The organism is Bacillus sp. AFS023182, assembly GCF_002560575.1.
Lineage (GTDB): Bacteria > Bacillota > Bacilli > Bacillales > Bacillaceae_G > Bacillus_A > Bacillus_A arachidis.
In genome coordinates, this window is the sequence record NZ_NTRO01000065.1 from 26,588 (window position 1) to 50,256 (window position 23,669).

A 23,669-nucleotide genomic window follows, 5' to 3' on the forward strand; every position below is an offset into this window, starting at 1 on the left:
CTAAATAAGCCTTCCAACTGATTTTATTTTCCTCTTTTTTATCTAAATACAAAATACATCTTCAAATTGAGCAACCATTCAACCTCTAAACCTCTCAAAAGCCTAACTCGTAGGAAAACGTTCTGTGTAAAATAATTCTGCTAGTTTCCTAGGGAATGATTGCTTTTCAAATTATACCATAAAATAATCTTACAAAAATCATACAAGAACTCTACTTGTAAAGATCTATAACTTATATCTTATCGCCTAATTTTATACAAAATCCTTTGAGATCTTTATTTATACCTTTCTAGATTATAATATGGATTCGATATATTATCTCCAACCTCATCAATCGTTTCTAATATTTCTTTTAATATTAGATTATCTATATTTTTATCTTGATTTATACAATCCTTAATTTTTTGAAAACAATTCTTCAATCCTAGATTTACAACAAGTGAAAGAATTATATCCACATCATCATAAGAATCTGTATTCCATAATTCACTAAGAACCATGTCTATATGGTTTCTTACTTCACTTTCTAATAGCTCATAGGTCATAACTTGCCTATCCATCAATTCACTAAGAATGAGCAAAAAGTTTTTTGTATCTATTTTCTTTTGTTCAAAATCATTCAATACCCCTTGAAACATTGACACTAATGTTTCAACTGGTAATACATCAGGTAAATTTTCGTACTCTTCTAGATTCATTATCATTTCCCCCTTATTGGAATATGAACTTCATTTAAAGATTGATTTTTCGTCCAAGTCCCATCTATTTTTAATTGTTTGTTACCTATTTTTACTTGCGCTGTCCAGCGAGTACCTGATGCTGATCCTGGATACTTACTGGCAGCTACAGGGTCTGGTGCATGCCATCGTATTATTGCCTTTTGTCCATCGGCAAGTGTAAACTAATACTTCGCTCCATCTACAATTGTACCTGTGGATACAAATGAGTCTGGAATGCCTGAAGGAATCATTGATTTTAAATCAGATAGACTAATTTCTCCCCTCTCCAATAAATTTTCTGCCACTTGTCTGGCTTGGTCCCTTGTTAAAGTTTCAATCGAATTACTTGTAATCTTAGCACCACTACCCAGGAGACTCTCCCCAGTATCTTTCACATACTGATAAGCATCTTTCAGCAGGTTCTTTCCTCCACTAGGAATCTTGCCTGCACCTTCCATTACAGGATAGGGCCTCCACTAAATTTCGGCACATACTCTCCCATTTTTTCATCGCATAACGGAATGCCTTATCTGCTTCTATAAAATCGTTTTTAACTTTTGTTTTTCCTTTATTCCACAGATCCCCTATTTTATTACTTAGTCCTTTTGCTTTTGATGCCAAGAAAGATACGCCTTCATGTAGCTTACTTGATACTTTCTTCGCTCTATCAAGAAGGCCTTTTCTAACCAGAATAACGTTCAAAAGCGTCTAGCCTGTCGCAATGAGCATTTCTTTTATGGATAGCTCTTTACCTTTACAAGGATTTTCCCCATAATTCCTCTGATTTCATCATCCACACTAAAGATTCAGCTGTTTGATGTAGCTTTTAAACGATATTTCGTTATTTTTTCTAGCTTTTTATATTTTTCTTCTATTAATTATATCTATCTTTTCATTCAAATAAAAAACCGGAAGATATAACCAATCTTCCGGTTCAAATTATAAAGATAAACCAACAAGTAACACAATAAAACTGCTAACAGTCACTTCACTGTTCTAACACTACTGTTAATTTATTTTATTGGCATATGAATCAGATAGTTTAGTTCTTACGACTCTAGACCTATCTTCTAAAACTTTTCCAATAAGGTTACCCGTACCCTAAATTATAAAGTCAAGCCCACTAAAAAAATAGTGGTAGTCGGATTTTCCAAATACCCCCATTTTATCATTCATTCAATTTAACTTAGTTTACACACATTTATTAATATATCCCTTAACAGTACTCGATTGATTGAAAAGTTACTCATTAAAACCAACAAAATAGATCTTTTACTGGTTTTTAAATACATTTACTTTACATCTTTAACAATAACCTCATACATATTCCCAATATTTCCATCTATCGGTACCAATGCATAATAATTCTGATCATTATTTAATATAAATTGAACTAACTTTGTTTTTGAATCATTCCAGAAATTTTTGATACTATCAACGTAGTCCTCTAATTCCTCTTTATAGTCCAATTGTAAAATATAATCTCTTTCTGCAAGGGCAAAAACAATTAAACTTCCCAAGAGATTTTTTTGCTCATTTTCTTTTTTGTACTCTTGTAATAAAAACCAAATTTGATCTAGTCCTATCAGCTTTTTGTATTTTTCATAAAACTCACTATCATCTAGAATCTCATAATCATGTATCAATTCATTGACAAACGAATGCCATCTTGAAGGAATAATTTTTTCCAATAAAGGATTATTTTCAATTCCTTCTATTATTTCATCTATCTCTTCCATCTCATCCTCATTGTTATATTCACTTAAGGAGATGTGTTTGAATTTCATTGAATTCTTGTAATGCGCCAATTCATATGGATAGTGATTATTATTTACTAGGCTTGTATCATCAAGTTCTAATATCTTTGCCAGTGCTGCTGTCTCGAAGCTCCAAAACCCTACATATCCAGGTTCTTTGTGCGCATTTTTCCATTCATAATCATAATGTCCTTTAAACCATTCTTTTTCCATATACGTTTTCAATCTTTTAGATGCTTCTTTCTTATCTGATTGCGCAAGTTCTATAATCTCTCTTGTTTTTGCATATGGATTTTCTTTAAAATAAACATTGGTGATTTTTGTGTATCCGATATCACTAGCACATAATAAAAAATCAATCACTGAATCATTAATATTTTCCTTCTCAACTATCTTGGCTAAACTTACAATATTCTTTTTATCCGTTTCTAATAAAATTCCTAAAGATATCATCCAAATCAGATTTATATATCCAACTTCTCTTTTCCCTATATGCTCCAAATCAATAACGGCATTCTCAAAATCTACTTCCATTGTATTGATAGCTTCCCCTAAAGAGTATTTTGCATTAATATCCTCCAACTCATAAATAAAATTTGATAGATATCTTCCTTCTATAATACTTTTATTATCTTTAGGTTTTCTTTGAATACCATTTTTTTCATCTTCTTCTAAACTTTTAATATCCTCTCTATTTTCTTCAATAAATTCTTTATTATATTCAATTCCTTCTCTACATTTTTCTTCTATACATAAATGATCTCTCATTTCATTTGATTCCTCCTAGCTTCTAAATTATGGCCATTCTCCAATAATATCTCCCTTTGCATCTATTCTATATGTTTTCACATTTCCACTACTATCGACTTTTGATAGTACTCTTTCAACTTCATCATCTTCCAATGCTTTCGTAATCTTATCTGCTAATCGCTTATCTCCATCAACAGCTTTCAATATTCTACTTTTTTTAGTTTTCGTACCTCTCAACCAATCATTTGACATTTGTGATCCATCTTTAGTTTTTCCTAATTGTGAACTACCAAACTTAGATTCATCAATAACATATTTGATCTTTGATTCTGCACTTGTATTTTCGTATAATCCATCAATCCCTTTTACTATTTTATCATCTATGGTTGATGGTAAATCCCTGCCTATTACCTTTAAGTCATATCCAGCATCTTTTATACTTTGATTGTTTAATAAATTATCACCTGATTTTATTTCACCAAAATTACCTTTTTGTTTAGCTGTAGCTGTTTCCGCATTAAAGTCATCCACATTTGTTTTTTTACTTCCACCAGAACCAAAAAACCTCTCCCCAGTATCTTTCACATACTGATAAGCATCTTTCAGCAGGTTCTTTCCTCCACTAGGAATCTTGCCTGCACCTTCCATTACAGGAGTAGGGCCTCCACCAAATTTCGGCACATACTCTCCCAATTTTTTCAGCCCATAACGGAATGCCTTATCTGCTTCTATAAAATCGTTTTTAACTTTCGTTTTTCCTTTATTCCACAGATCCCCTATTTTATTACTTAGCCCTTTTGCTTTTGATGCCAAGAAAGATACGCCTTCATGTAGCTTACTTGATACTTTTTTCGCCCCATCAAGAAGAGCTTTTCCTCCTTTTTCTATTGCTCCTATGACCATTTTTCCGCCATACTTAATTGCTTTTCCAGCAAGGCTCGCGGCTTTTCCAATTGGTACAAAGTTTAGTAGCGTCCACCCTGCCGCAATGAGCCTTTCTTTTGTGGATCGTTCTTTTCCAGTGACGGGATCTTTTTACCTGTAAATACCCTCATACTGTCGTTTACATTGAAAAATTCAGTTACTAGTTAAAACTTTTAAACAATTTTTCATAGTTTTTCTCATTTTTCTTATATTCCCTTCTTTTAATTATATCTATTTTTTCATTTAAATAAAAAAACTGGAAGATTATCTACATCTTCCAGTTTAAATTCTCAGCCATTTTCTAGATTAACCTTGCTACCGTTTGCCTTTACATCTTATCTTGCTAGTTTACTCTCATGGTCTAGCAAACTAACAATACCAGTCACTACTACAAATATCTTATAATTGTAGAATCAAAATCTATATTTTTTAACGTTGAATTACCAAAATCCACCTAATATAAATTACTAAAAACAAAATTAGTTTCTTCTATTCCTTTTGGTTACTCCATACTGCATTATTAATATAATAGAGTAAACACTCTTCTTTATGTTGTGATTTAATTATTTTTCGTTTTAATTTATAAATTCAGATGATTTGTAGTTTTACGGTAAAATTATACTCCTTATGTTATAACTTCTTAAGATTTTTTTAATTTCCTCATTCCTTTAATAAAGCTTAAAATGGAATCTTTACTTAACATCAAATTGCTTAGGTATAGTAAAAAATCAAATTCATCCTCATCATCGCCAAAAGTTAAAACAAATGGACTTATATAAGGTTTATATGTAATATTACATACAATCTTATTCATTATTTTAACTTTAAAGTTACGTTTTCCATCATCTGTTCTCTCATTTATACAGATTATCTCATCAGGAATTGCCTCATATTTCTTCTCATTATGTATAAAAAAGAATTTATCTGAATCAACATAAATGCCTAACAATTGTCCATCTTCACTAAATCCTCCTACACCTTGTCTTAATAACTTTATTTTATTTTTTTCAACTATTGAATATCCGCTAGGCTCTAATATAATATATGTCCCAGCCTTAGAATAATTATTCAGTATTATCATAAGTTCCCCCTCCTAATGTACTAATCCTAATAGTGTATTTATTACATCATCTTTTTGCATAGATTTTTGAATAATAATTCCCCACACTTGTTCATCTGATTCATAAATCCCTTTATCAATGTATGAATCTTTTATCTTATTAAACATACTCTCAGCTGTTGGTCCTATTGGATTACCGTATTTTTTAATATTTCTTTCCTCTAAACCAGCTCTCTCCGTAGCGGTCATATCTCCCCTTGCTACAATTTTTTGCTGATTACGTGATTCTACAACATGTCTAGCTATATCTTCTTTAGAAAACCCTTCAGATGTCATTCTTTCTATATTACTTTCTAATTGCTTAGATGCATCAAGATAATCTTTTCTTATATTTTGCATTTCTTTTGTCCATTCAACATTTGTAAAATCATATTCCGGTTTATGGTATGCAGTCCCTCCATTTGGTAAATATCCATATGCTCCCTTATCATCAGCATGTATCTGTTTAAGTACATCTGGCTTTACCTCTTCTAAAGGTATCCCTTCACCGGTTTTACCTATGCCGGTTTTTCTTACACTATTACCATTTACTTCTATACCAACATCCTTCTCACCACTACCAAAAACCTTCTCACCAGTATCCTTCATATACTGATACGCATCTTTCAGCAGGTTCTTTCCTCCACTAGGAATCTTGCCTGCACCTTCCATTACAGGAATAGGGCCTCCACCAAATTTCGGCACATATTCTCCCATTTTTTTCATCGCATAACGGAATGCCTTACCAGCTTCTATAAAATCGTTTTTAACTTTCGTTTTTCCTTTATTCCACAGATCCCCTATTTTATTACTTAGCCCTTTTGCTTTTGATGCCAAGAAAGATACGCCTTCATGTAGCTTACTTGATACTTTCTTCGCTCCATCAAGAATTGCGTTTCCAACTTTTTTCCCAACAAATTTAATTCCTTTTCCAACTTTTCCAATCGGAGTAATATTTAAAATCGTCCAGCCTGCCGCAATGAGTCTTTCTTTTGTCGATAGCTCTTTTCCAGTGCTAGGGTCTTTTCCTGTAACTGCTCTAATCGCATCGTTTACACCAAAAAATTCAGCTGCTTCATCTAACCCTTTTTCCCACCACGATTTTTCTTCTTTCTTTTTCTTTTTCGGTGTTTCTTTTGCCTTTTCTGCTTGTTTCTTTTGATATTCTTCATCTGCTTGACGAAACTTTTGGGCAATGCGCCGTAAATCTTTTTCTGTTTCTTGTAAGTTATGTATATACCTTTCCATTAGTTTCGTCGATCGCACATACTCCCCATAAAAACGCTGACTCGTTGCTCCTTGCCACTGCATTTGAATACTGAACATCGCTTGATTAAGATCTTGTTGTACATTCTGGCTGTGTCTCTGCATTTTTGAGATGTTTTTGGCAATTTGTTCGAGTTGTTCGGGTTTGACTTTAATCTCCAAACCTTCTCCCACCTTCCTCTATTTTATACCAAAAAGAGCAGGAACTGCATCCATTATTACTTATACTTCTTTAGAAAAAATATCAAAGATACTACCATCACAAATGGCTTCGATTTCTTCCTTTACAAATAACTTTTGAAATGGTGTCCCTAGATTTAAAATCACATTCGCCTCTAAATCTACTGTCTGTAATAATTCAACAGCATTCATACATACATAAGGACATTCTTCTGGAATTACCGTTTCTAAATGCTTTAAATCTGAATAAAGCGGTAACATTAATCCCTCTTCCATTTCAAAATAATGAATTTGCAATTGTGTATTGTCTGTAGAAATCAATTTGCCGTCTTCATCTGTATTTGTATCCCCTTCTATGGAAGCAACAACGTATAAATTTGATTTTTGTAAAACATCGTAAAAATGCCCTCTTTTTTCTTCGTTCTGCAATGCTTCTACTAGCGCCTCATCTAACGGACAAATTTCTAGTAAACTCATTCTCTTTCACCCCTTAATGAGAATAGGTTCGCCATCTTACTTGAGATAAGATGGCGAACTTCACAAATATTTACTTTTGAGCATCCATTTTCTTAATATCTTCTAAATAATTCATAGCTTTTTGTCGCAATTCTCCATCAATAGTTGTTGCATATTGTGGACGAGTTAAAAACTCAAAACATTTATATGCGTCATTGAAATTTTTTCCTTCAAAGGCTGTTTTTCCCGTCTCCAGCATAGTAGTAGCGGCCGACGCCATAAAGTCTACTGCTATTTTTTCTTGGTACCCTGCCTTCATTGCTTGATCCGTTAATTCAATTACTGAAGCTAAATCCTCAATAGTAGTTATTTTCACTGCTTTTTTATTTGCAGCATCAAATGTGCCCAAATAATCAATCGCATATTTCACTTGATCTTTAACTCCAGTTATTTCAATTCCTGGTGTTTTATATAGACGTTGATAAATTTTTAAAGCACCACTATAATCAGTTTTTTCTGCCTGTTGTGCTTCTTTTAATACACCATTTGCTACATTAGTAAATCCTTTTGTCTCAATAACGCCACGGGAAGCCGCTTGACCATAATAATGTAAAGCGTTATAAAGGTGCGTTTGTCCGTCTTTATTTACTTCTGCACTCGCTATTTGGATAAGTTGAATTCCCTCTACTTTTTTAGACGCAGGATCAATCATATTCATACCACTAATTTGTTCAATTGTTTTATCAATATCTTTTAACTGTGCCAGTAATGTGTATGATGGTAGCACCGTTTTCTCTACTTTCTTTTGCCAGCCTGTTGTTCCATTAATTTTTCCCCATTCGATCTCTGTACTTTCCCAAAGTTGATTCGCATAACTTACCATTTCTTCTCTTGAGCGCTCTAATGGATGCTGTGTACGGATCGCATTCGCGATATTTAATACAGCTGTATAATATTCTCCTTTTGCTGCAGCCTCATTTGCTTTCATTTCAAACATAAATGGCATCAACAATTGTTTTGCTTCATCTTGAACAGATTTTTCTACTCTTGTTGTACCATATAATAATTTCGCTTTCTTTAAAGCATCTGTAACGGAAACGTTAGGATCTTTCATTTGTACTTGAAGACCAGCAACAGCTGTATTAAATTGCTGAGTTAGTTTTTCTTGTTGCTCACCTTTTGCTTTATCAATCCATTGATCCGCTAATAATAAAGCATTTTCGTATTGTAAATTTTCAGGGTTGAAATATGTTTCAATTTGCTCAATTACTTGCTGAGTTTGATCTGGTTTTTCTGGTTTCTTTTGGTCACTTGTGCCTTTGTTACCTTTTTCTTCCTTAGTATCTTTACTCTCTTTGTTCTCTGTCTTTCCTTTCACAAGTTCCCCTTTTGCCCCTTGCTCACTAGACGCTTCGATTGCTTCTGTTTTTGCCGTATTATCTTCTTTTGTTTTTGTTTCTTCGTTGCTACCTGTTTCTTTAGCAGCCTCTTTTGAAGTTTCTTCTACCACTGGCGTTTGAATGTCCATATTCTTCAATTCTTCTTCGAGTAGCTTGTAGAAAATCTTCTCTACACGTTGATTTGCATCTTTTACTAAATCAGGATCCACACTTTCAAAAACTGATGTAATCAAATAATATTTACTTAAAGCTTGTTCTAAAGATGCTGTATTCCCATTATCAAGCCAATCCTTTTCTTCTATTGTCGCTGTTTTATACACTTTTTTTGCAACTGATTGAATGTACGCTTTCTTATTGTCATTTAAATAAGATTGCAGCTCTGTTTGTGTTGTAACCGATTCATTCAATACATTAATTTGATTGCGTAAATAGAATAACTCTCTATGATTTGAATAATTTTTATTTGATGAGCTCAGAATTTGGTCCAAATTATCTAATGTTAACTTATGTTCAGCTACCGTCTTTGCTTCTGATTGTGTATTCAATTGGCTAACGAGCTTCCAGTCTTCTTTTTCTGTAGAATACTTAGTTAGAGTATCTAATGCATTGGCATCCTGTCCTTTTTTACTGCCATAATAATCATTATAGAATACAGATGAGTAATATTTTCCATCTCCAGCAATCCACTCAACTAAAATATCACCTGTTTTTGGTGATACTGTTATCGTTGGACGTGGTGTAGGCTCTGGCTCTGGTTTTGGTTTCTCTGGTTTTGGTTTCTCTGGTTCCGTAGTTCCATCGCCTCCACCGTTTCCAGTATTTCCGTTGTCTCCAGTATTTCCGTTGTTTCCAGTATTACTGTTGTCTCCAGTATTTCCGTTGTTTCCAGTATTACTATTGTTTCCAGTATTACTATTGTTTCCAGTATTACTATTGTTTCCAGTATTACTGTTGTCTCCAGTATTACTGTTGTTTCCAGTATTACCATTACCCTCTTGTTCTTTCGGCGGCTCTATAGTAGTTGGATTCTTCACTGGATCCGGCAAATTCTTATTCGGATCTACCACCGGTCCTCCCATATTAGTCGGTAGCTCAGGCTTTGGCGGTGCTGGTGCATCTGATAACCTAATATCAGGATCTTTTTTTTCAATCTGCACTTCGTTTGGATTATAGGTTACTGGTGTAATCGGTGATTTATTATTTCCAATTAGGTCTGCTAAGTTAAAGTTTGGTTTTTCTCCTGGCTTTTCATCTTTTTTTGCTGGGTCACTAATTAAATTAGGAAACATAGATTGTAAACCGTTTCCACCGGTAATACGATCATCCTTTTTCTCTTCTGTATTACTTGCTAATTTTACTGCTTCTTTGTCAGCTTTATTGAAACCTTTATCATAAATAAGATATCCGGATGTACCTAATAAAGCTGCTGACATAATAGATATTGCTACTTTCTTACCTAAATTATTATTTTCTTCCATATCGCTTTTCTCCCCATTCCCCATCTTTATTGGATCCAGCCATTTGTTTTCATTTCTGCTAACTTTTCTTGTGCCGTTTGCACTTCAGCTTGGTTTTCATTAGCTTGTACAGTTTTTCTTAAGAATCGACTTGCTTCTTCATATTTCTTTTGCTTAATTTTAAACATTCCATACGCAAAGTTCACATGTGGGTCTTCATCATTTTGCGAATATGCTTCAGAGAAAAAACGTTCCGCTTCATTTCCTTGTCCTATTTTGTCATATAAAATCCCTATATTAACAAGTGTATTTATGTCGCGCATACCGCTAGTTACAACCCCGTTATATGCCTTTAAGGCCTCTTGATATGCAGCATTACTCTTGCCACCATCACGCGTTTCATAAAACTGCCCCGCCTCGTAGTAAACGATTCCTAATTGATTTAATAACTCAATATTTTGGGGATTCTTTTGGATTGCATTTTGCAATACTTGTGATGCTTGCTGGTAGTTGCCTTCTTTTTTTGCACTATCAATTAAATTCGTCTTATTCCAAAGTACATATAGATTGGAAAGTTCAACTACATATGTAGTATTTTTATCGTCTTGCTTAATAGCTTCTTTAAAGAATGCTTCAGCTTTATCTAATTGGACGGTTACAGTTGCTAACTGTCCTTTTAAATAAGAAACGATTGCCTTATCTTCATCTGTATTTGTACTCATTTTAACGATTACATTTTCTGCCTTTTCAAACTCTTTCATTTTCATGTGACTAACGGCTAAGTCACGCATCGCATCTTTTTTATACATTTCAATTCCTTTTGCATTGTTTGCAAGTGCCTGTTCAAAATTCGGTACTGCTTCTTGGTATTTTCCAATCCGAAAGTTTGCTGTGGCTAATAAATATGCTGCTTCTTTATTGTCTTTATCAATTTCCCGATCTTTTATTAATTTAGTAAGATAGTCGATAGCGATTTTATTTTTTCCTTCCGCAACATAAACTGTCGCTAATTGAAGATGTGCTTCATCTTTTCCTTTTACTGCGATAGCATGGGTTACAGCTTCTTCTGCTAATTTATATTTTTTATCGTGATACGCTTGCTGTGCTTGTTCCATAAATTGTTGGTATTTTGAGTTCTTTGTGTAGAAATAATACGACAATGTCCCCCCAACAACTACAATTACAATGGACCCAACAATGAGTATACGCTTTTTATTTTTACCCCACCATTTTGAGAATGCAGATGGTTCTCTTTGTTCATGTGTTAATGTGAGCGGTTGATTCGACGCTTTGGCATTTAAAATTTCATCATCTATATCATATTCAACTTGTTTCTTTGTCTGTTTACGGTTTTGCAAAATGCTATTTGGAACTGTTGTAGCAGCTACTTCTTCAGTTACATTTGCCTCTTGTTGTTCTGTTATCTCTTCAATGATACTCTCAATTTCCTGTTTTAGCGCTTGATCAATGTTTGGAAATTGTACGATTCGTGAATAGACGAAACAAGCAAAATGTGCATTGTTTTCTCTCTCCAATTCAGTAGCTAATTCCAAATAACCATGTAGCACCCGTTTGTGATTCATTTCAGGTTCTTGACTCTCTATCGTCCGAATGATATAAGCTAGTTCTTGTTTTAGAGCAGTTGATGGATGTGATGAATTGAAAATCGTTTTATACTCAAATAACGCTGCTTGTTTAAAGCCTTTCTCTTCTAGTAATCTTGCAATTTCCAAACATTTCGATACAAAAAGAGACTGCTCTTCTTCTAGTTTTCTCTCCGCATCAATTTTAATCATATCTCTAACACTATTAAATGCATCGTACCATTGTGCAAAACTCGGACATCCTATGAAATTCTTACTATTCCATGCTTGATCAAATAACTGCGCAAGTTGCTCATTCCATTGATTACGTAATACCTGTTTAATCAATGTATATCGTTCACATTCTGTCTGCATTTCTTCCGTTTTAAAATAGCTAGCATCTGTCCATTTCTTATTTCGTACCTCTTCACTACACCAACCTAATATTTCACTTAGTAAAACGGCTCCAGCAAAGCGATCTGCTTCTTTTTGCCATACACCCCCCTTTAAAAATTGTGGCGCATAGCCTGCTGAACCTGCTGGTAACAGAGAAGGCCTTTTGCTTTTTGGGCCATACATTTGCTCAACGTCAACAAGTTCAATATGATGTTGACCTTCAATTGGATTCTCACTTAAATAAGGAATTAATATGTTACTAGATGATAAATCATTATGTGCAATTTCATTCTCTTCCATTGTTTTTAACGTTGTAAGAAACGCCTCGGCAATCGAAAAACATTGTTGCTTTGATAAGAATTTTTGTTCTTGTAAAATATCTGCCCAGGTTGGTCCTTCGATCCACGGCATCACAATACTATTAGCAAGTTCTTCTGACTTCTCAATAGCTGCTGTGTGTTCCTCTTTCGTAACAATGTAACGTGAACATACTTTAAGCCCTACTAGATGAGAAAGCGGCTTTAAAAATGCCAGCTGGTGTTTTTCATCACGATAGCGTTCTTTAAAAACTTTTAATGCAATTCTTTCTGGACTATTTTCATGCTGGAGCTGGTATACAATCCCTTGTCTACCTTCTTGTCCATATGGCATTTCAATACCAATAACTGCTGGATGTTTTGTAAAGCTATAAACATCTGTATGAAAAGATATTTTTTCTCCTACTTCTGGTCGAAATCCCATTTTATCCCCTTACTCTCATATGACGATTTTTAAAGAAAAGACCAGGAACAATAGCTCCTGGCCTTTTGCAATTGTTCTACTATTAATATGAGTTATCCACGTTACGGAAGTTAGTAGCAATCTTTTTCAATTCATCAGAAATGTGTTGTAGAATTGGAATGTATTTGTTCATTTCTTGTTTAGCTTCATTAAAATTCGCATTGAATTTTGCTTGTGTTGACCCTGACCATTGACCATTTAAATTACCAATGTCATTTCCAAGGTTATTGATTTGTTGTTGTGCTTCACCTGCTGCTTTAATAAAGTTACCAGCAATTCGATCAAGTTCTTCAGGCGTAATTTTAATTTCCATCCTGTATTTCCCCTTTCAATCAATTAATATTGTAACAATTAGATTATAAACTATATTCACACAATATTTAAAGGGGTAATTTACAAAAAAATAGTATTTTTTTGTAAATTACCCAAGTTTTACACTCTTTTTGTCGATCCTATCCATTTTCTAGCAATCTTTTGCTTTAAATCTTGAAGCAAATGTAAAGGCGTAAAAGCACATTTTATTTTAATCTGCTTCCTGCGTACAAAATACCCTTCACCGCTACTTAGCTCTCGGTCCATTTCTACATGTGGTAGTTTTATATTAAAGAAATACAAGTCGTTATTTTGCGTAGTACCTAATAAGTAGCTAAAGCTTCTTTTTCTAATTTCTGCAAACCATTTTTCATGAGAGTAACTATTTACACTTGAAGTCGTAGCAGCCGTAATAAAATGAATTCCTTTATTTCTTCCGTTTTGGACAATTTGCTCAATTTTATTTTTCGCATCAAAATCAGCAGATAATAACGCCAATATTTGATCAATATCATCAATAACAATCATAATCCTCGAGTATGGAAGTTCTATTTTTTCATTTGGATTCAAAGGTGGTGTTACGACTTCTCTGCTATTTATTATTTCAAGTAACTCATCTAACAGTTCTTTTAATTGCATGTCATTAGTTATGCGCTTTTTAACATGAGGTAAGTCTCCTAAAGCCAAAATACCTGTTGTTCTTTCGCTTAAATCAATCATTATTAATTCAATTTCTTCAGGTGCATATTGATAGGTAAGAGAAAAAATCAGTGTTTGTAATAATGATGTCTTACCACCTTCAATTCTTCCACCAATAAAAATATTTGTCATTTCTTCTAATGAAAAGCTTTGTAAACGAATATCTTCTGTTTCAATACCAGCACAAATTTGTGAAGGTTCTGATTGCTCTAGCACTTCTTCAACGAACAACTCTTTTGGAACCATTGGAATTGCCTTTGCTTTCTCTCCATTCCAAGCTCTATCCATTTTTTGAATAATTGTTTTTAACTGCTGAGAATATTCTAATTCATTCTCCCCAATGAAAGGTAATGCTGCTTGGAATAATTCTGGCGGTTGTCCTTTTGCTAAACCACGACCAGATGGCACATCAATTAATGGGAAGTTCGGTCTTCCAACTAAGCTATAATATTCAGTTCTATCTTGTAATTCAAACGAAATTGCCATCGGAATGTTGTTACGAACACGGTCAAACATGTCGGTTGTTTGGTTGAGCGAAAAATAAAAATAAATACCATACGTACTTGATTCACGTAATAATTGCTCTAAAATTTCATTTTCCTTCTCATACTCACTTCGGAATCTAATATAACCATCTATCATGATGACAATAGCTGGAATCTTTGTTTCTACCATTCGGTTATACATCGCGAAAGATTTTGCTCCCATATCAGAAAAACATTCTTTTCGATATGTGACTTCCTTCTTCAAAAAGCTGAACAACCGTTTCATTTTTTCAATTTCGTCTTCTTGTACAATTCCACCCACATGTGGTAAATCTCTAAAGTCTAAAAACATGCGACCGAAATCAACCACATAGAAGTTTACTTCCTCTGGTGTATGAGACAATGCTAGAGACATAATAATTGTTTGTAACAAAGTCGTTTTCCCTGTACCTGGCATGCCATAAATATTTAAATGGCCCTCTTGTAAATCCAATTTCAAAGGATATTGCGCTTGGTTTGCGACATCATCAATCAATCCTACTGTTACCTGCAAATCTTCTTCTCTTTGTTTCCATAAATCCATGTTCCAATTCTCTATTTCATAGAATCGATTTAATAATAATTTCTCTGGTAAAGGCGCCAACCAAGGTCCTGGCAATGGTTTAATATTTTCTTTCTCAGATATTGTTTGTATATATCGAATAAATGCTTGTAATTGCTTTGGACTATTCGTCATAGATTTCGGTCGCTTTTTCACTTTTATTCGTTTACCCGAAAGCTTTACTTCTGTGAAATCAACGATCTCTACAACCTTTTCTTCATCTGGACTATATGGCGCTCCACTCCAAGCTGATTGGAAGAGTTCTAGTATCTCATTACTACCAACTTGTAAATATCCACGTCCAGGAACATTAATTTTAGATGCATCTGGAATTTTTAGCATTTCACGACTATCTGCGTCATCTTGTACGCGCAAACAAATGCGAAAACGAGAGTTACTCCAAATTTTATCGTTGACAACTCCAGATGGTTTCTGCGTTGCTAGTAATAAATGTACCCCTAACGTTCTACCTATTGCAGCGACGCTGATCAGTTCATCCATAAATTCTGGTTGTTCCTTTTTCATTTGGGCAAACTCATCAATAACAATAAATAAATGCGGCAATGGCTCTTTCTCGCGCCAAGTTGTTTCATAGTATTCGTCAAGATGTTGGACATTTCCAGCTTGAATGAACAGTTTTTGTCTTCTTTCTAACTCCGCCTTCAATGAAATCCTTGCACGCTCTATTAAATTTGGATCTTCTAAGTTTGTAATCGATGCAATGATATGCGGTAACCCCGAAAATGTATTGGACATTCCCCCACCTTTATAGTCAATTAGCATAAATGCCATTTCATGAGGGTGATAAGTAACCGCTAAGGCTGCAATGATAGACTGAATAACTTCACTTTTCCCTGATCCTGTCGTACCAGCCATTAGTCCATGTGGTCCGTGTCCTTTTTTCTCAATTTTGTCATGGATATTTAAAAATACAGGTTTGCTTCCTTCCCTTACTCCAATTGGTACCGGCAATGAAGTTGGATAGCGATTTTCATTCCATCGATCTAAAACTTGTAATTCTTCCATTTTTTTCACTTGGAATAAATCTAAAAACGTTAATACTTTCGGTATGTTAGCTGCTGTAGAGCTTTTCATTCGAATCGGTGCGATACTACGAGCGCCTAATTCACAACGTTCAAACGAAAGACGATCCACTTTAAAACTAGCACGTGTTGTTCCACTATTTTCAGCCGAGTTTGAAAATGTTTCAACTAATTCACCGTTTTCTCCATTTAAGCTAATAACAATATCACATTCCATTGGCAATCGTTCTTTTTGTTCTGCAAATACGAATGTAGAAGCGCCCACACTTTCTCCTTCTCTGAGCAACATAGGAATAAGAGGATCATCTTCTAAAAATTCTCTTGCAGATAAGAAGAAAATATACATTGGAATTAATGGTACTTTCTCATCTGCTTGTGCTGAAGAATTATAGATTCGACGCATATTAAGCGGTGTAAACAATGATTCTGCTAACTTTTGAGCATTCTGTTCATTTTCCGCTAAAAAACGCATGCTTCGTTGCTCGTCCCATACATGTGGAAGCCACCTCATCCAATCCCATTGTTTTTTCTCTCTCTCATGATAAAACGCTGCTATTTTCACTTCATTTGGAGCATGATGCGTCATAATTTGTGTTGTTACAGTTCGAATAAAGTTCAATCTATCTTCTTTATTCCCAACTACACCAATTACATCATTTTTTTTCAGAGAGATTGAAATATGCCCATTAGGAATTGTTGTAAAGTCCCTTTTCACATTTTGGGCTTCTGTAACTAATGTATTTTCTTCATAACCCCTTTGTTCGGGAACTTTTAATTCAACTAAAAATGGTCTTGATCCTGTTCCAATACGAATATCTAAAAAGTCAGGACTTTCCGGAGTTCTTTCCCATAAATTACTTTCTCGATTTTCAATTCGTTGCACACTTTTTAACGGACTTGGATTTTGAGTAATCAAATACTTCGCTTGTTCAACCTTTAATGTATCTAACTCTACTCGGTGTTTTTGAATTTGTTCTAAGTATCTTGTTTTCAATTGTTCAACCATTTGACGATGTTCTTTCCTATTACGTATATACCCCATTCCTGTAAATATATAGGATCCTAACATCGGGATACTAGAAATCATCATAAGCGGCAAGTAGCTTGAATTCATTTTCATCACTTTCATCATCACAAAGTATAATATAAATGTTAAAAGTGTCATCGCCGCTGGCAATATGATCGTTTCAATTGAAAACTTCGGTTCTTCCGGTATATTTGGCGGATCATGAATGACGATATTTCCAGTTGGTATATCTACTTTCATACGCGGAGAGCGCTGAAAATATGGTGATTTCTGCACAAAACATTTCTCCTTCCTCTTTCACAAAACATTCTATTCAATCATTTTCCATACATAACCTTCATCTTCATCAGAAGGCACATCAGGTATGACAGATTCGTTATGTTGCTCTTTGGCTGGTAACATCTCAAAAGAAGGAATGATTGCTCCTTTTTTATGCAACATAATATATTGACCATCCCAGACATCATTATCTCGCAAAGTCGCATCATTACGAATAGAATGCCAATCTTCTTTATCCTTTGCTGCTCGAATTTCATAGATTCCACTTAATGTTTCATCTATCTTTTCATGATGTAAAATCGCTTCAATAATTTGTTCCGCTTTTACATCATTGGGAATCGCAATATCTATTTCTTCATTTGACTGCTTTATGTACGTCACAATAATTTCTTCCAACTTTATTCACCTTTTTCCTCATGTTCTTACCAAGAAATATCAAGGAATGAAATATCATCACTTGTCGGAGAGCTCTGTGCCCGTTTGATTTCCTCTGTTACTTCTTCAAAATTATAATGAAGGAGTGGCATCAAACCATCCGAATGTATAACAAGCCGATTTGCTTCTTTTCTGGCTAAGGTTTTCGAAATAACTTCCAACTCCCCACCAAGTATTCCGCGATGAGTAGACCATCTATTTTCTGTATTTCTCTCATACTCTATCAAATCAAGACACTTCTTATCCTCTTGAAATAAATGCAAGAATGAATCCCCATGTGCAACTACCATGATATTCACTTCATTTCGATTTGGAATTACTTCAATTGTTCCACCAATAAACATGGATTCACTGCCATGGTTTCGTTTTTCTTCCAATACATCCCGGAGTAACCAAGGGGTATCTTGTGGCAACCGAAACGCTTCCACTTTTTCTATCGCTTCTTTCTTCCACTCTTGTAAACTCTTGTCTAAAATAGTGGAAAAATCTTGTTTCTTATCCAAATAAGTTTCAAATAACTCTAATAATTTTGTCCCAAGAAATTCGGCTGCGATTTCTCCATGAAAAGACATACCAACACCATCACATAGTACAAATATAAAACGATTTCCACTTACTTGGAACGCTAAAAAATCCTGTCCGGTTTCATTTAACTCTTGTGTTTCCTTCGCTCTAAAATAGCTATAACGATATGTAAAATATTCCGTGCTCTGCTTCTGCAACAGCGTTTCTTTCACTTGCGGCAAAGTATGTATCACCTTCCCTTCCACCTCCTATCGAACTGGCGTAGCAGCGGACATTTGAAACCCAAGTGATACTAAATCAGCATTCGTACCAGGCAGCATCATAAGTGCTCCATCCGCAATATGAAATCCATGTTCAATCATCATTTCACGATAACTTTCAGGAATAGGTGAGGAAAGACGCTGGAGCTTTGCACCATATTCGTCCGAAATGTTTGTATCTGGCATAATGCCTTTCCATTGTTTAATATTTGAAATCGGTTCTTGTATCATTTCATCTGAAATAAATATATTTTCAACGAGTACCTTCCCATCTGGTACTGACATATTCATAATCCGTTGTACGATTGATTCCGGATCTTCACCTGTTGATGCTCCATCTGTCATATGACAAACAACGGGAGCTGGTCCTTCTTGCAAGTTTGGTAATTCATTTTGCAATAATTTTTCTACTACTGAAAAAGCTTTTGCTGTATCTGTTAAACGATGCGTTTGGATTTTTTCTAACGGACGTAATCTCGCGACTTCATCAATTGTTTTTACGCCTCCTAATAAATCAAAGACATGATCGCTATACGCTAAAATAGATAGACGATATCTCGGCAACAAACGACTACCTTTCGTAGAACGAAACACCATTTGGCGAATTGCTAAAGAAAGAGCATCTGTCACAATATCAATACGTCGCTTCTCCTCTCCTCCTGCACCCATCATCTGATTCATTGATGCACTCACATCAAGTAGGTAAATAATATACGCTGGTGTTTGCTGTGTTGCTTGTGTTTGATATAACATTTTCCATACCCTTTCTCACAAAAAATTATACAAGTATTCTCTATATTCATAGTTTATTATAACGTATGAATTTTCTATTTCTCAATGCATAATAGAATTTTTTTCCTATTATTTATCAATATAATAATTTATGATTAAAAGAATACATCTTCCACGGACAAATGTTATTTTCCATTCTCAACTTCTTTCTCAAATACAATAAAAACTCTCCATTATATGAAGAGTTTTTATTATGGTTATGGCACAAGACGCGTACAATCTCTCGGGAATGCACTCGCTTCTCGCACATTTGATAATTCTAAAAATTTATATACAAGCCTTTCTAATCCAATTCCAAATCCACCATGTGGCGGACAGCCATACCGGAATGTATCGATATATGACTGGAATTTTTCAGGATGTAATCCTTTTTCTTTAAATGAAGCAAGTAACATATCATACTCATGAATTCGCTGCGCGCCTGATGTAATTTCTAATCCTTTATACAATAAGTCAAAAGAATCCGTAACAGCCTGATTTTCTTTATTCGGCACCGTGTACATCGGTCTCGCTTCTTTCGGATAATGTGTAATAAAGACAAAATCACTTCCGTACGTTTCTTTCACATATTTTCCAAGGAGTTTTTCTCCTTCTGTATCTAAATCGCCTGCTGGTGAGTCTTTTCGATACTTTGTTTTTAACATACGCTGCGCTTCTGTAAGTGTAATCTTTGGAATCTCTGTAATGATTGGAACCATAACTTGTAAGAGCGATAATTCCTTTTCACATTTCCGGCCTACTTGTTCAAACATATAACGTAAAACATCTGCCTCTAATGCCATTACCTCATGAAAATCATGAATAAACCCAAGTTCTACGTCTAAAGAAATATATTCATTCAAATGACGGGAAGAGTTGTGATGCTCCGCCCGATAAACAGGAGCGATTTCAAAAACACGTTCCAAACCACCTGCTACCATCATTTGTTTATAAAACTGTGGAGATTGCGCTAAATACGCTTCTTTTTGAAAATAAGGGAGTTTAAAAACATTCGCTCCCCCTTCCGCTCCTTGTGAAACGATTTTCGGCGTAAATATACGTGTGAAATCGTTCTCTAGTAAAAATTCACTAAATGCCTGTACGAGCGTAGATTGAATCGTAAAAATAGCCTGTATCCGTTCATGCCGAAGCGATATAACGCGCTCATTCAACATTTGATCTAAACCAACTTGCAGTTTTCTTTTATTCACTTCAAAAGGAAGTGGTTCAGAAGTATTTAACACCTTTACTTCTTCTACAAGCAATTCGAAACCTAATTCTGTTTTTGTAGTTTCCACAAGTTCGCCAATAATTTGAACAACACTTTCTACATCTACTTTATATCCGGCCAAGTCTTTTTCTAATACACATTGAATAACACCTGTTCGATCACGTAACAATAAAAAACTGATATTCCCTAAATGACGAATTTTTTTCACCCAACCTTGTAGTAAAACTACCTTTTTACTACATGTTTTGCATTCACGAACGAGTGACCGCTTCATTGTTTGACCCATTACTTTCCCCTCCTATATTCTCATATTTATTTACATTATTGTTGTCATCGTCATCATCCACAGCCACTCACCTCCTTTCAAAAAATACAAAAATCCGCCCCTATAAATAGGGACGGATTTTTCCGCGGTACCACCCAAATTGTCATACTGACCATCTTAAACCTGATAACGGTAGGTACCGTTTGTTTTTACTAATCATCACGTTCAAAACAACGCTCACAGGTGTCTTTCCATCATGCGGTATCGCAATCTTCACAGCAATCGATTGCTCTCTGGAGACCCTTGCATCATGTACTTTTCCTGTTCATCGCTTTTTATATTTACAGAGTATTCTATTCCTTTAAAAGAGAAAATGCAAGGTGTTTTTTTATTATTTTCTGAATTTAATTCTAAATTCATTCCCCGTGATCCTTTTCCTATATTCCCTTTTATGAAAAAATATCCGTACTTGATCTTTTGGATACATTCATTCAAATTCTTGTAATTTTTTTAGATCATGAATCCCATTCTTCTCAAAAAACTCTTATTTCACTACATAACAATTTGTTTTTCACACATATTATTAGTAAATTTCTCCTGGAGGTCTATACATGAAAAAAACAGTCAGTTCCTTACTCTTGCTATTATGCATGATTACTACAAATCAAGTGTACGCCTATTCCCCACAATCACTACCCAGCTCACAGAATTCAAAACAATGGAAAGTCAATATTGATGAAGTAAAGAAAACCGAAAAAGGCATGTTACAATCTAAAAAAGGTGTTTTTCACACCTATCACTTCTCCGTACAAAACATCGGAAAAACTGAAGTTTATAACGTTCGAGTAGAAGTATTTCGAAATGAACCAAAAACAGAGACAAAATATGAACTGTTTTCTTTAAAAGAAGCTCGATTAGCAAGTGGGAAAACAGGATTTGAACATGCGAATTTTCCTGTTTCCGTAAAAGCAGATAAAGTAGATGTGATGATTACATGGCAAGAGCATCCTTTCCGTACAATGCGAAGTGGTCAGAAAGTGGAAGGGAGAAAGTTTAAAGAGCATTTTGTTTTTAAGGAATCTCAAAAATGAAATTCCTCTATAAGAATAGAAAAATTCTTTGTAATAATCTTTAAAATACATTGCGTTGTTCTTTCTAAACAATATTAGGAGCGAATAACGCTTTTTTTATTTCATTCTTTTTCCTTTCAAAAACTTTACCTATCTTTCAGCTACCATTCTAGCTTCTTCAACTGGCCTTAATACAGAATATTCAATTTAGCAAGCAGGAAAAAACTCAGCCAATCTCTAATAACCAGTGTGGAATGAAAAATACTGATTAAAATTCACCTAATAAATGGAGGTTGAAAATTATGACTCATACCAACTATGCACTAACAACAGGCAAAACAGAACGAGCGATTATCATTGGGGGTGGTATTGGAGGGCTACTAACTGCAAGAGTACTTTCGACCTACTATAAAGAAGTGCTTATAGTCGATAAAGATACTTTTCCAGAAAGACCTGACAACCGTTCTGGTACTCCACAAGCCTTTCATCCACATCGTTTTACCCAGCGTGGTAAATTAATTACTGACCGACTCTTCCCAGGATATGAAAATGACTTAGTAGCACAAGGTGCACCCTCAGTACTAAACAAAACCATCCACAACATGAACCAATATGGCACGATAGAAATGCAATATCCACGAAATGATGTTAAATTCAGTAGGGCTTTGCTTGAATGGACGCTTCGTAAACAAGTACAAAAAATTTCTAATGTTAGTTTTCTCACAAATCATAACGTAATGGATTTATTAATGACAATTGATCGAACAGTTGTTACAGGAGTCAAAGTCTCAGAACGTGGAAAATCTGAACAAGAACGTTCACTGCATGCTGATTTGATAATTGACACGAGTGGTCGCTCCTCTAAACTCGTGAATTGGCTTCAAAATTACGGCTATGATGTACCGGAATCAGATCGTTTGAAAGTCTCTCTTGGATATAGTACCCGCCGCTATAAGGTTCCTTCCCATCTCCAACATCTCACAGAAAAATGGGACACAATTAACATTGCAGGGCAGCCCACTAAAGAAACTTTTACAGGTGTCTTTTCCTTTATTGAAAATAATATAGCCGAGGTGCTAATCTATCGTCCTGGTGGGCATTATCCTCCTACAAATGCCGGGGAATTTGAACAGACTATTACCCAGCTCCCAAGTCCGATAATCGGCGAGATTTTGTACGATTTTGAACCAATATGCTCCCCTCGAAGTTATCGTGTTCCAGAACTGTTTCGTCATCACTTTGAACAAATGGAGCGATGGCCCTCTGGATTGTTAGTCTTAGGTGACGCATTCTGTATTTACGATCCTATTTTTGGCCAAGGCATGACCGTTGCTGCAATTGAAGTAGAAGTGCTCGAGTCTTGCTTGCAAGAACAACAACATAACCCTACCCCTCATTTCGAACAAAGGGTTCTCAAAAAAATGCAAGATGTAATCGAACCAGCTTGGTGGCTCAATTGTGCTACTGATTTACAGTGGAAAGGTGTCGAATATGTGAGTTCACAGCAATTGAAAGGCATCTCTTTTGGCCAAAGATATATGGATTTATTTCTTAAATATGCAACAACGAAGCGTGATTTCAAACTATACGGAATGTATTGGTCAGTAAACTCATTAGCAGTCTCACCGTGTACTATATTTGATCCACAACTAGTTAAGACCATTCTCACTTCATCTAACGAAGGGAAGCGCTTCCTTGATGAACTTTTACCCGCCTATGGTCAATCATTAGATAAAGTATTAAATCAGATTATACCTAATTTCTCTCAGACAGCCTTTGCATCAGTAAATCAATAAATCTGGAAAACTCCTAGATGAATAGATAGGTAATTTTTGATAGTAAATACAAGTAATAAAGAAACCCCGGCATAATCGGTGTTATAAAGTGAACCCCATTAAT

General features: G+C 34.8%; 19 protein-coding genes and 1 other annotated feature. Of the genes, 3 read left to right on the forward strand and 16 right to left on the reverse strand.

Going from position 1 to position 23,669, the window contains the following annotated elements; genetic code table 11:
- Positions 1-275 precede the first annotated feature (275 nt).
- The gene (locus CN288_RS22950; RefSeq protein ID WP_090689970.1) at positions 276-698 is read right to left on the reverse strand and encodes a hypothetical protein; all 423 of its coding nucleotides are present in this window, start codon (positions 696-698) and stop codon (positions 276-278) included.
- Between the two features lie 78 nt (positions 699-776).
- Between CN288_RS22950 and CN288_RS29835 the strand changes: the two genes are divergently transcribed.
- The gene (locus tag CN288_RS29835; protein ID WP_255260042.1) at positions 777-905 is read left to right on the forward strand and encodes a hypothetical protein; all 129 of its coding nucleotides are present in this window, start codon (positions 777-779) and stop codon (positions 903-905) included.
- On the opposite strand, the gene CN288_RS29840 is transcribed toward CN288_RS29835, so the two are convergent.
- From CN288_RS29840 to aspS, 15 genes are all read right to left on the reverse strand, one after another.
- Entirely contained in the window at positions 902-1,177 is a 276-nt protein-coding gene (locus CN288_RS29840) for a hypothetical protein (RefSeq protein WP_255260043.1), read from the reverse strand. The genes CN288_RS29835 and CN288_RS29840 overlap by 4 nt on opposite strands.
- A complete protein-coding gene (locus CN288_RS29025) occupies positions 1,152-1,421 on the reverse strand; it encodes a hypothetical protein (RefSeq protein ID WP_098303172.1) in 270 nt (89 codons plus the stop codon). The genes CN288_RS29840 and CN288_RS29025 overlap by 26 nt, the downstream gene beginning before the upstream one ends.
- A gap of 590 nt (positions 1,422-2,011) precedes the next feature.
- A complete protein-coding gene (locus CN288_RS22965; RefSeq protein WP_098303173.1) occupies positions 2,012-3,244 on the reverse strand; it encodes a PoNi-like cognate immunity protein in 1,233 nt (410 codons plus the stop codon).
- Positions 3,245-3,271: 27 nt separating this feature from the next.
- Positions 3,272-4,129, reverse strand: a complete 858-nt coding sequence (locus CN288_RS29845) for a hypothetical protein (protein ID WP_255260044.1) — start codon at positions 4,127-4,129, stop codon at positions 3,272-3,274.
- A gap of 661 nt (positions 4,130-4,790) precedes the next feature.
- Positions 4,791-5,231: a hypothetical protein gene (locus CN288_RS22980; RefSeq protein WP_098303174.1), complete on the reverse strand. Its 441-nt coding sequence runs from the start codon at positions 5,229-5,231 to the stop codon at positions 4,791-4,793.
- A 12-nt stretch (positions 5,232-5,243) separates the two neighbouring features.
- Entirely contained in the window at positions 5,244-6,677 is a 1,434-nt protein-coding gene (locus CN288_RS22985) for a WXG100 family type VII secretion target (RefSeq protein WP_098303175.1), read from the reverse strand.
- 60 nt (positions 6,678-6,737) lie between these two features.
- Positions 6,738-7,172 carry an SseB family protein gene (locus CN288_RS22990; protein ID WP_098303176.1) on the reverse strand — a complete coding sequence of 145 codons (435 nt, stop codon included), beginning with the start codon at positions 7,170-7,172 and terminating at the stop codon, positions 6,738-6,740.
- 70 nt (positions 7,173-7,242) lie between these two features.
- The gene (locus CN288_RS22995) at positions 7,243-10,029 is read right to left on the reverse strand and encodes a hypothetical protein (RefSeq protein ID WP_141528001.1); all 2,787 of its coding nucleotides are present in this window, start codon (positions 10,027-10,029) and stop codon (positions 7,243-7,245) included.
- A gap of 26 nt (positions 10,030-10,055) precedes the next feature.
- Complete coding sequence (locus tag CN288_RS23005) at positions 10,056-12,728, reverse strand: tetratricopeptide repeat protein (RefSeq protein WP_026593077.1); 2,673 nt, start codon at positions 12,726-12,728, stop codon at positions 10,056-10,058.
- Between the two features lie 82 nt (positions 12,729-12,810).
- The gene (locus CN288_RS23010) at positions 12,811-13,080 is read right to left on the reverse strand and encodes a WXG100 family type VII secretion target (protein ID WP_026593078.1); all 270 of its coding nucleotides are present in this window, start codon (positions 13,078-13,080) and stop codon (positions 12,811-12,813) included.
- 119 nt (positions 13,081-13,199) lie between these two features.
- On the reverse strand, positions 13,200-17,210 hold the full coding sequence (gene essC / locus CN288_RS23015) for a type VII secretion protein EssC (protein ID WP_026593079.1): 4,011 nt from the start codon (positions 17,208-17,210) through the stop codon (positions 13,200-13,202).
- A 33-nt stretch (positions 17,211-17,243) separates the two neighbouring features.
- Complete coding sequence (locus CN288_RS23020) at positions 17,244-17,609, reverse strand: EsaB/YukD family protein (protein ID WP_026593080.1); 366 nt, start codon at positions 17,607-17,609, stop codon at positions 17,244-17,246.
- 26 nt (positions 17,610-17,635) lie between these two features.
- Complete coding sequence (locus CN288_RS23025; RefSeq protein ID WP_098303178.1) at positions 17,636-18,406, reverse strand: protein phosphatase 2C domain-containing protein; 771 nt, start codon at positions 18,404-18,406, stop codon at positions 17,636-17,638.
- 15 nt (positions 18,407-18,421) lie between these two features.
- Positions 18,422-19,186 (reverse strand): vWA domain-containing protein, encoded by a 765-nt coding sequence (locus CN288_RS23030; protein WP_098303179.1) that lies wholly within the window; start codon positions 19,184-19,186, stop codon positions 18,422-18,424.
- A 236-nt stretch (positions 19,187-19,422) separates the two neighbouring features.
- On the reverse strand, positions 19,423-20,721 hold the full coding sequence (aspS, locus tag CN288_RS23035) for an aspartate--tRNA(Asn) ligase (protein ID WP_098303180.1): 1,299 nt from the start codon (positions 20,719-20,721) through the stop codon (positions 19,423-19,425).
- A 105-nt stretch (positions 20,722-20,826) separates the two neighbouring features.
- Positions 20,827-21,038 (reverse strand) — a binding site (T-box leader).
- A gap of 273 nt (positions 21,039-21,311) precedes the next feature.
- Between aspS and CN288_RS23040 the strand changes: the two genes are divergently transcribed.
- Positions 21,312-21,791 carry a hypothetical protein gene (locus CN288_RS23040; RefSeq protein WP_098303181.1) on the forward strand — a complete coding sequence of 160 codons (480 nt, stop codon included), beginning with the start codon at positions 21,312-21,314 and terminating at the stop codon, positions 21,789-21,791.
- A gap of 281 nt (positions 21,792-22,072) precedes the next feature.
- On the forward strand, positions 22,073-23,566 hold the full coding sequence (locus CN288_RS23045; protein WP_098303182.1) for an NAD(P)/FAD-dependent oxidoreductase: 1,494 nt from the start codon (positions 22,073-22,075) through the stop codon (positions 23,564-23,566).
- Positions 23,567-23,669 lie beyond the last annotated feature (103 nt).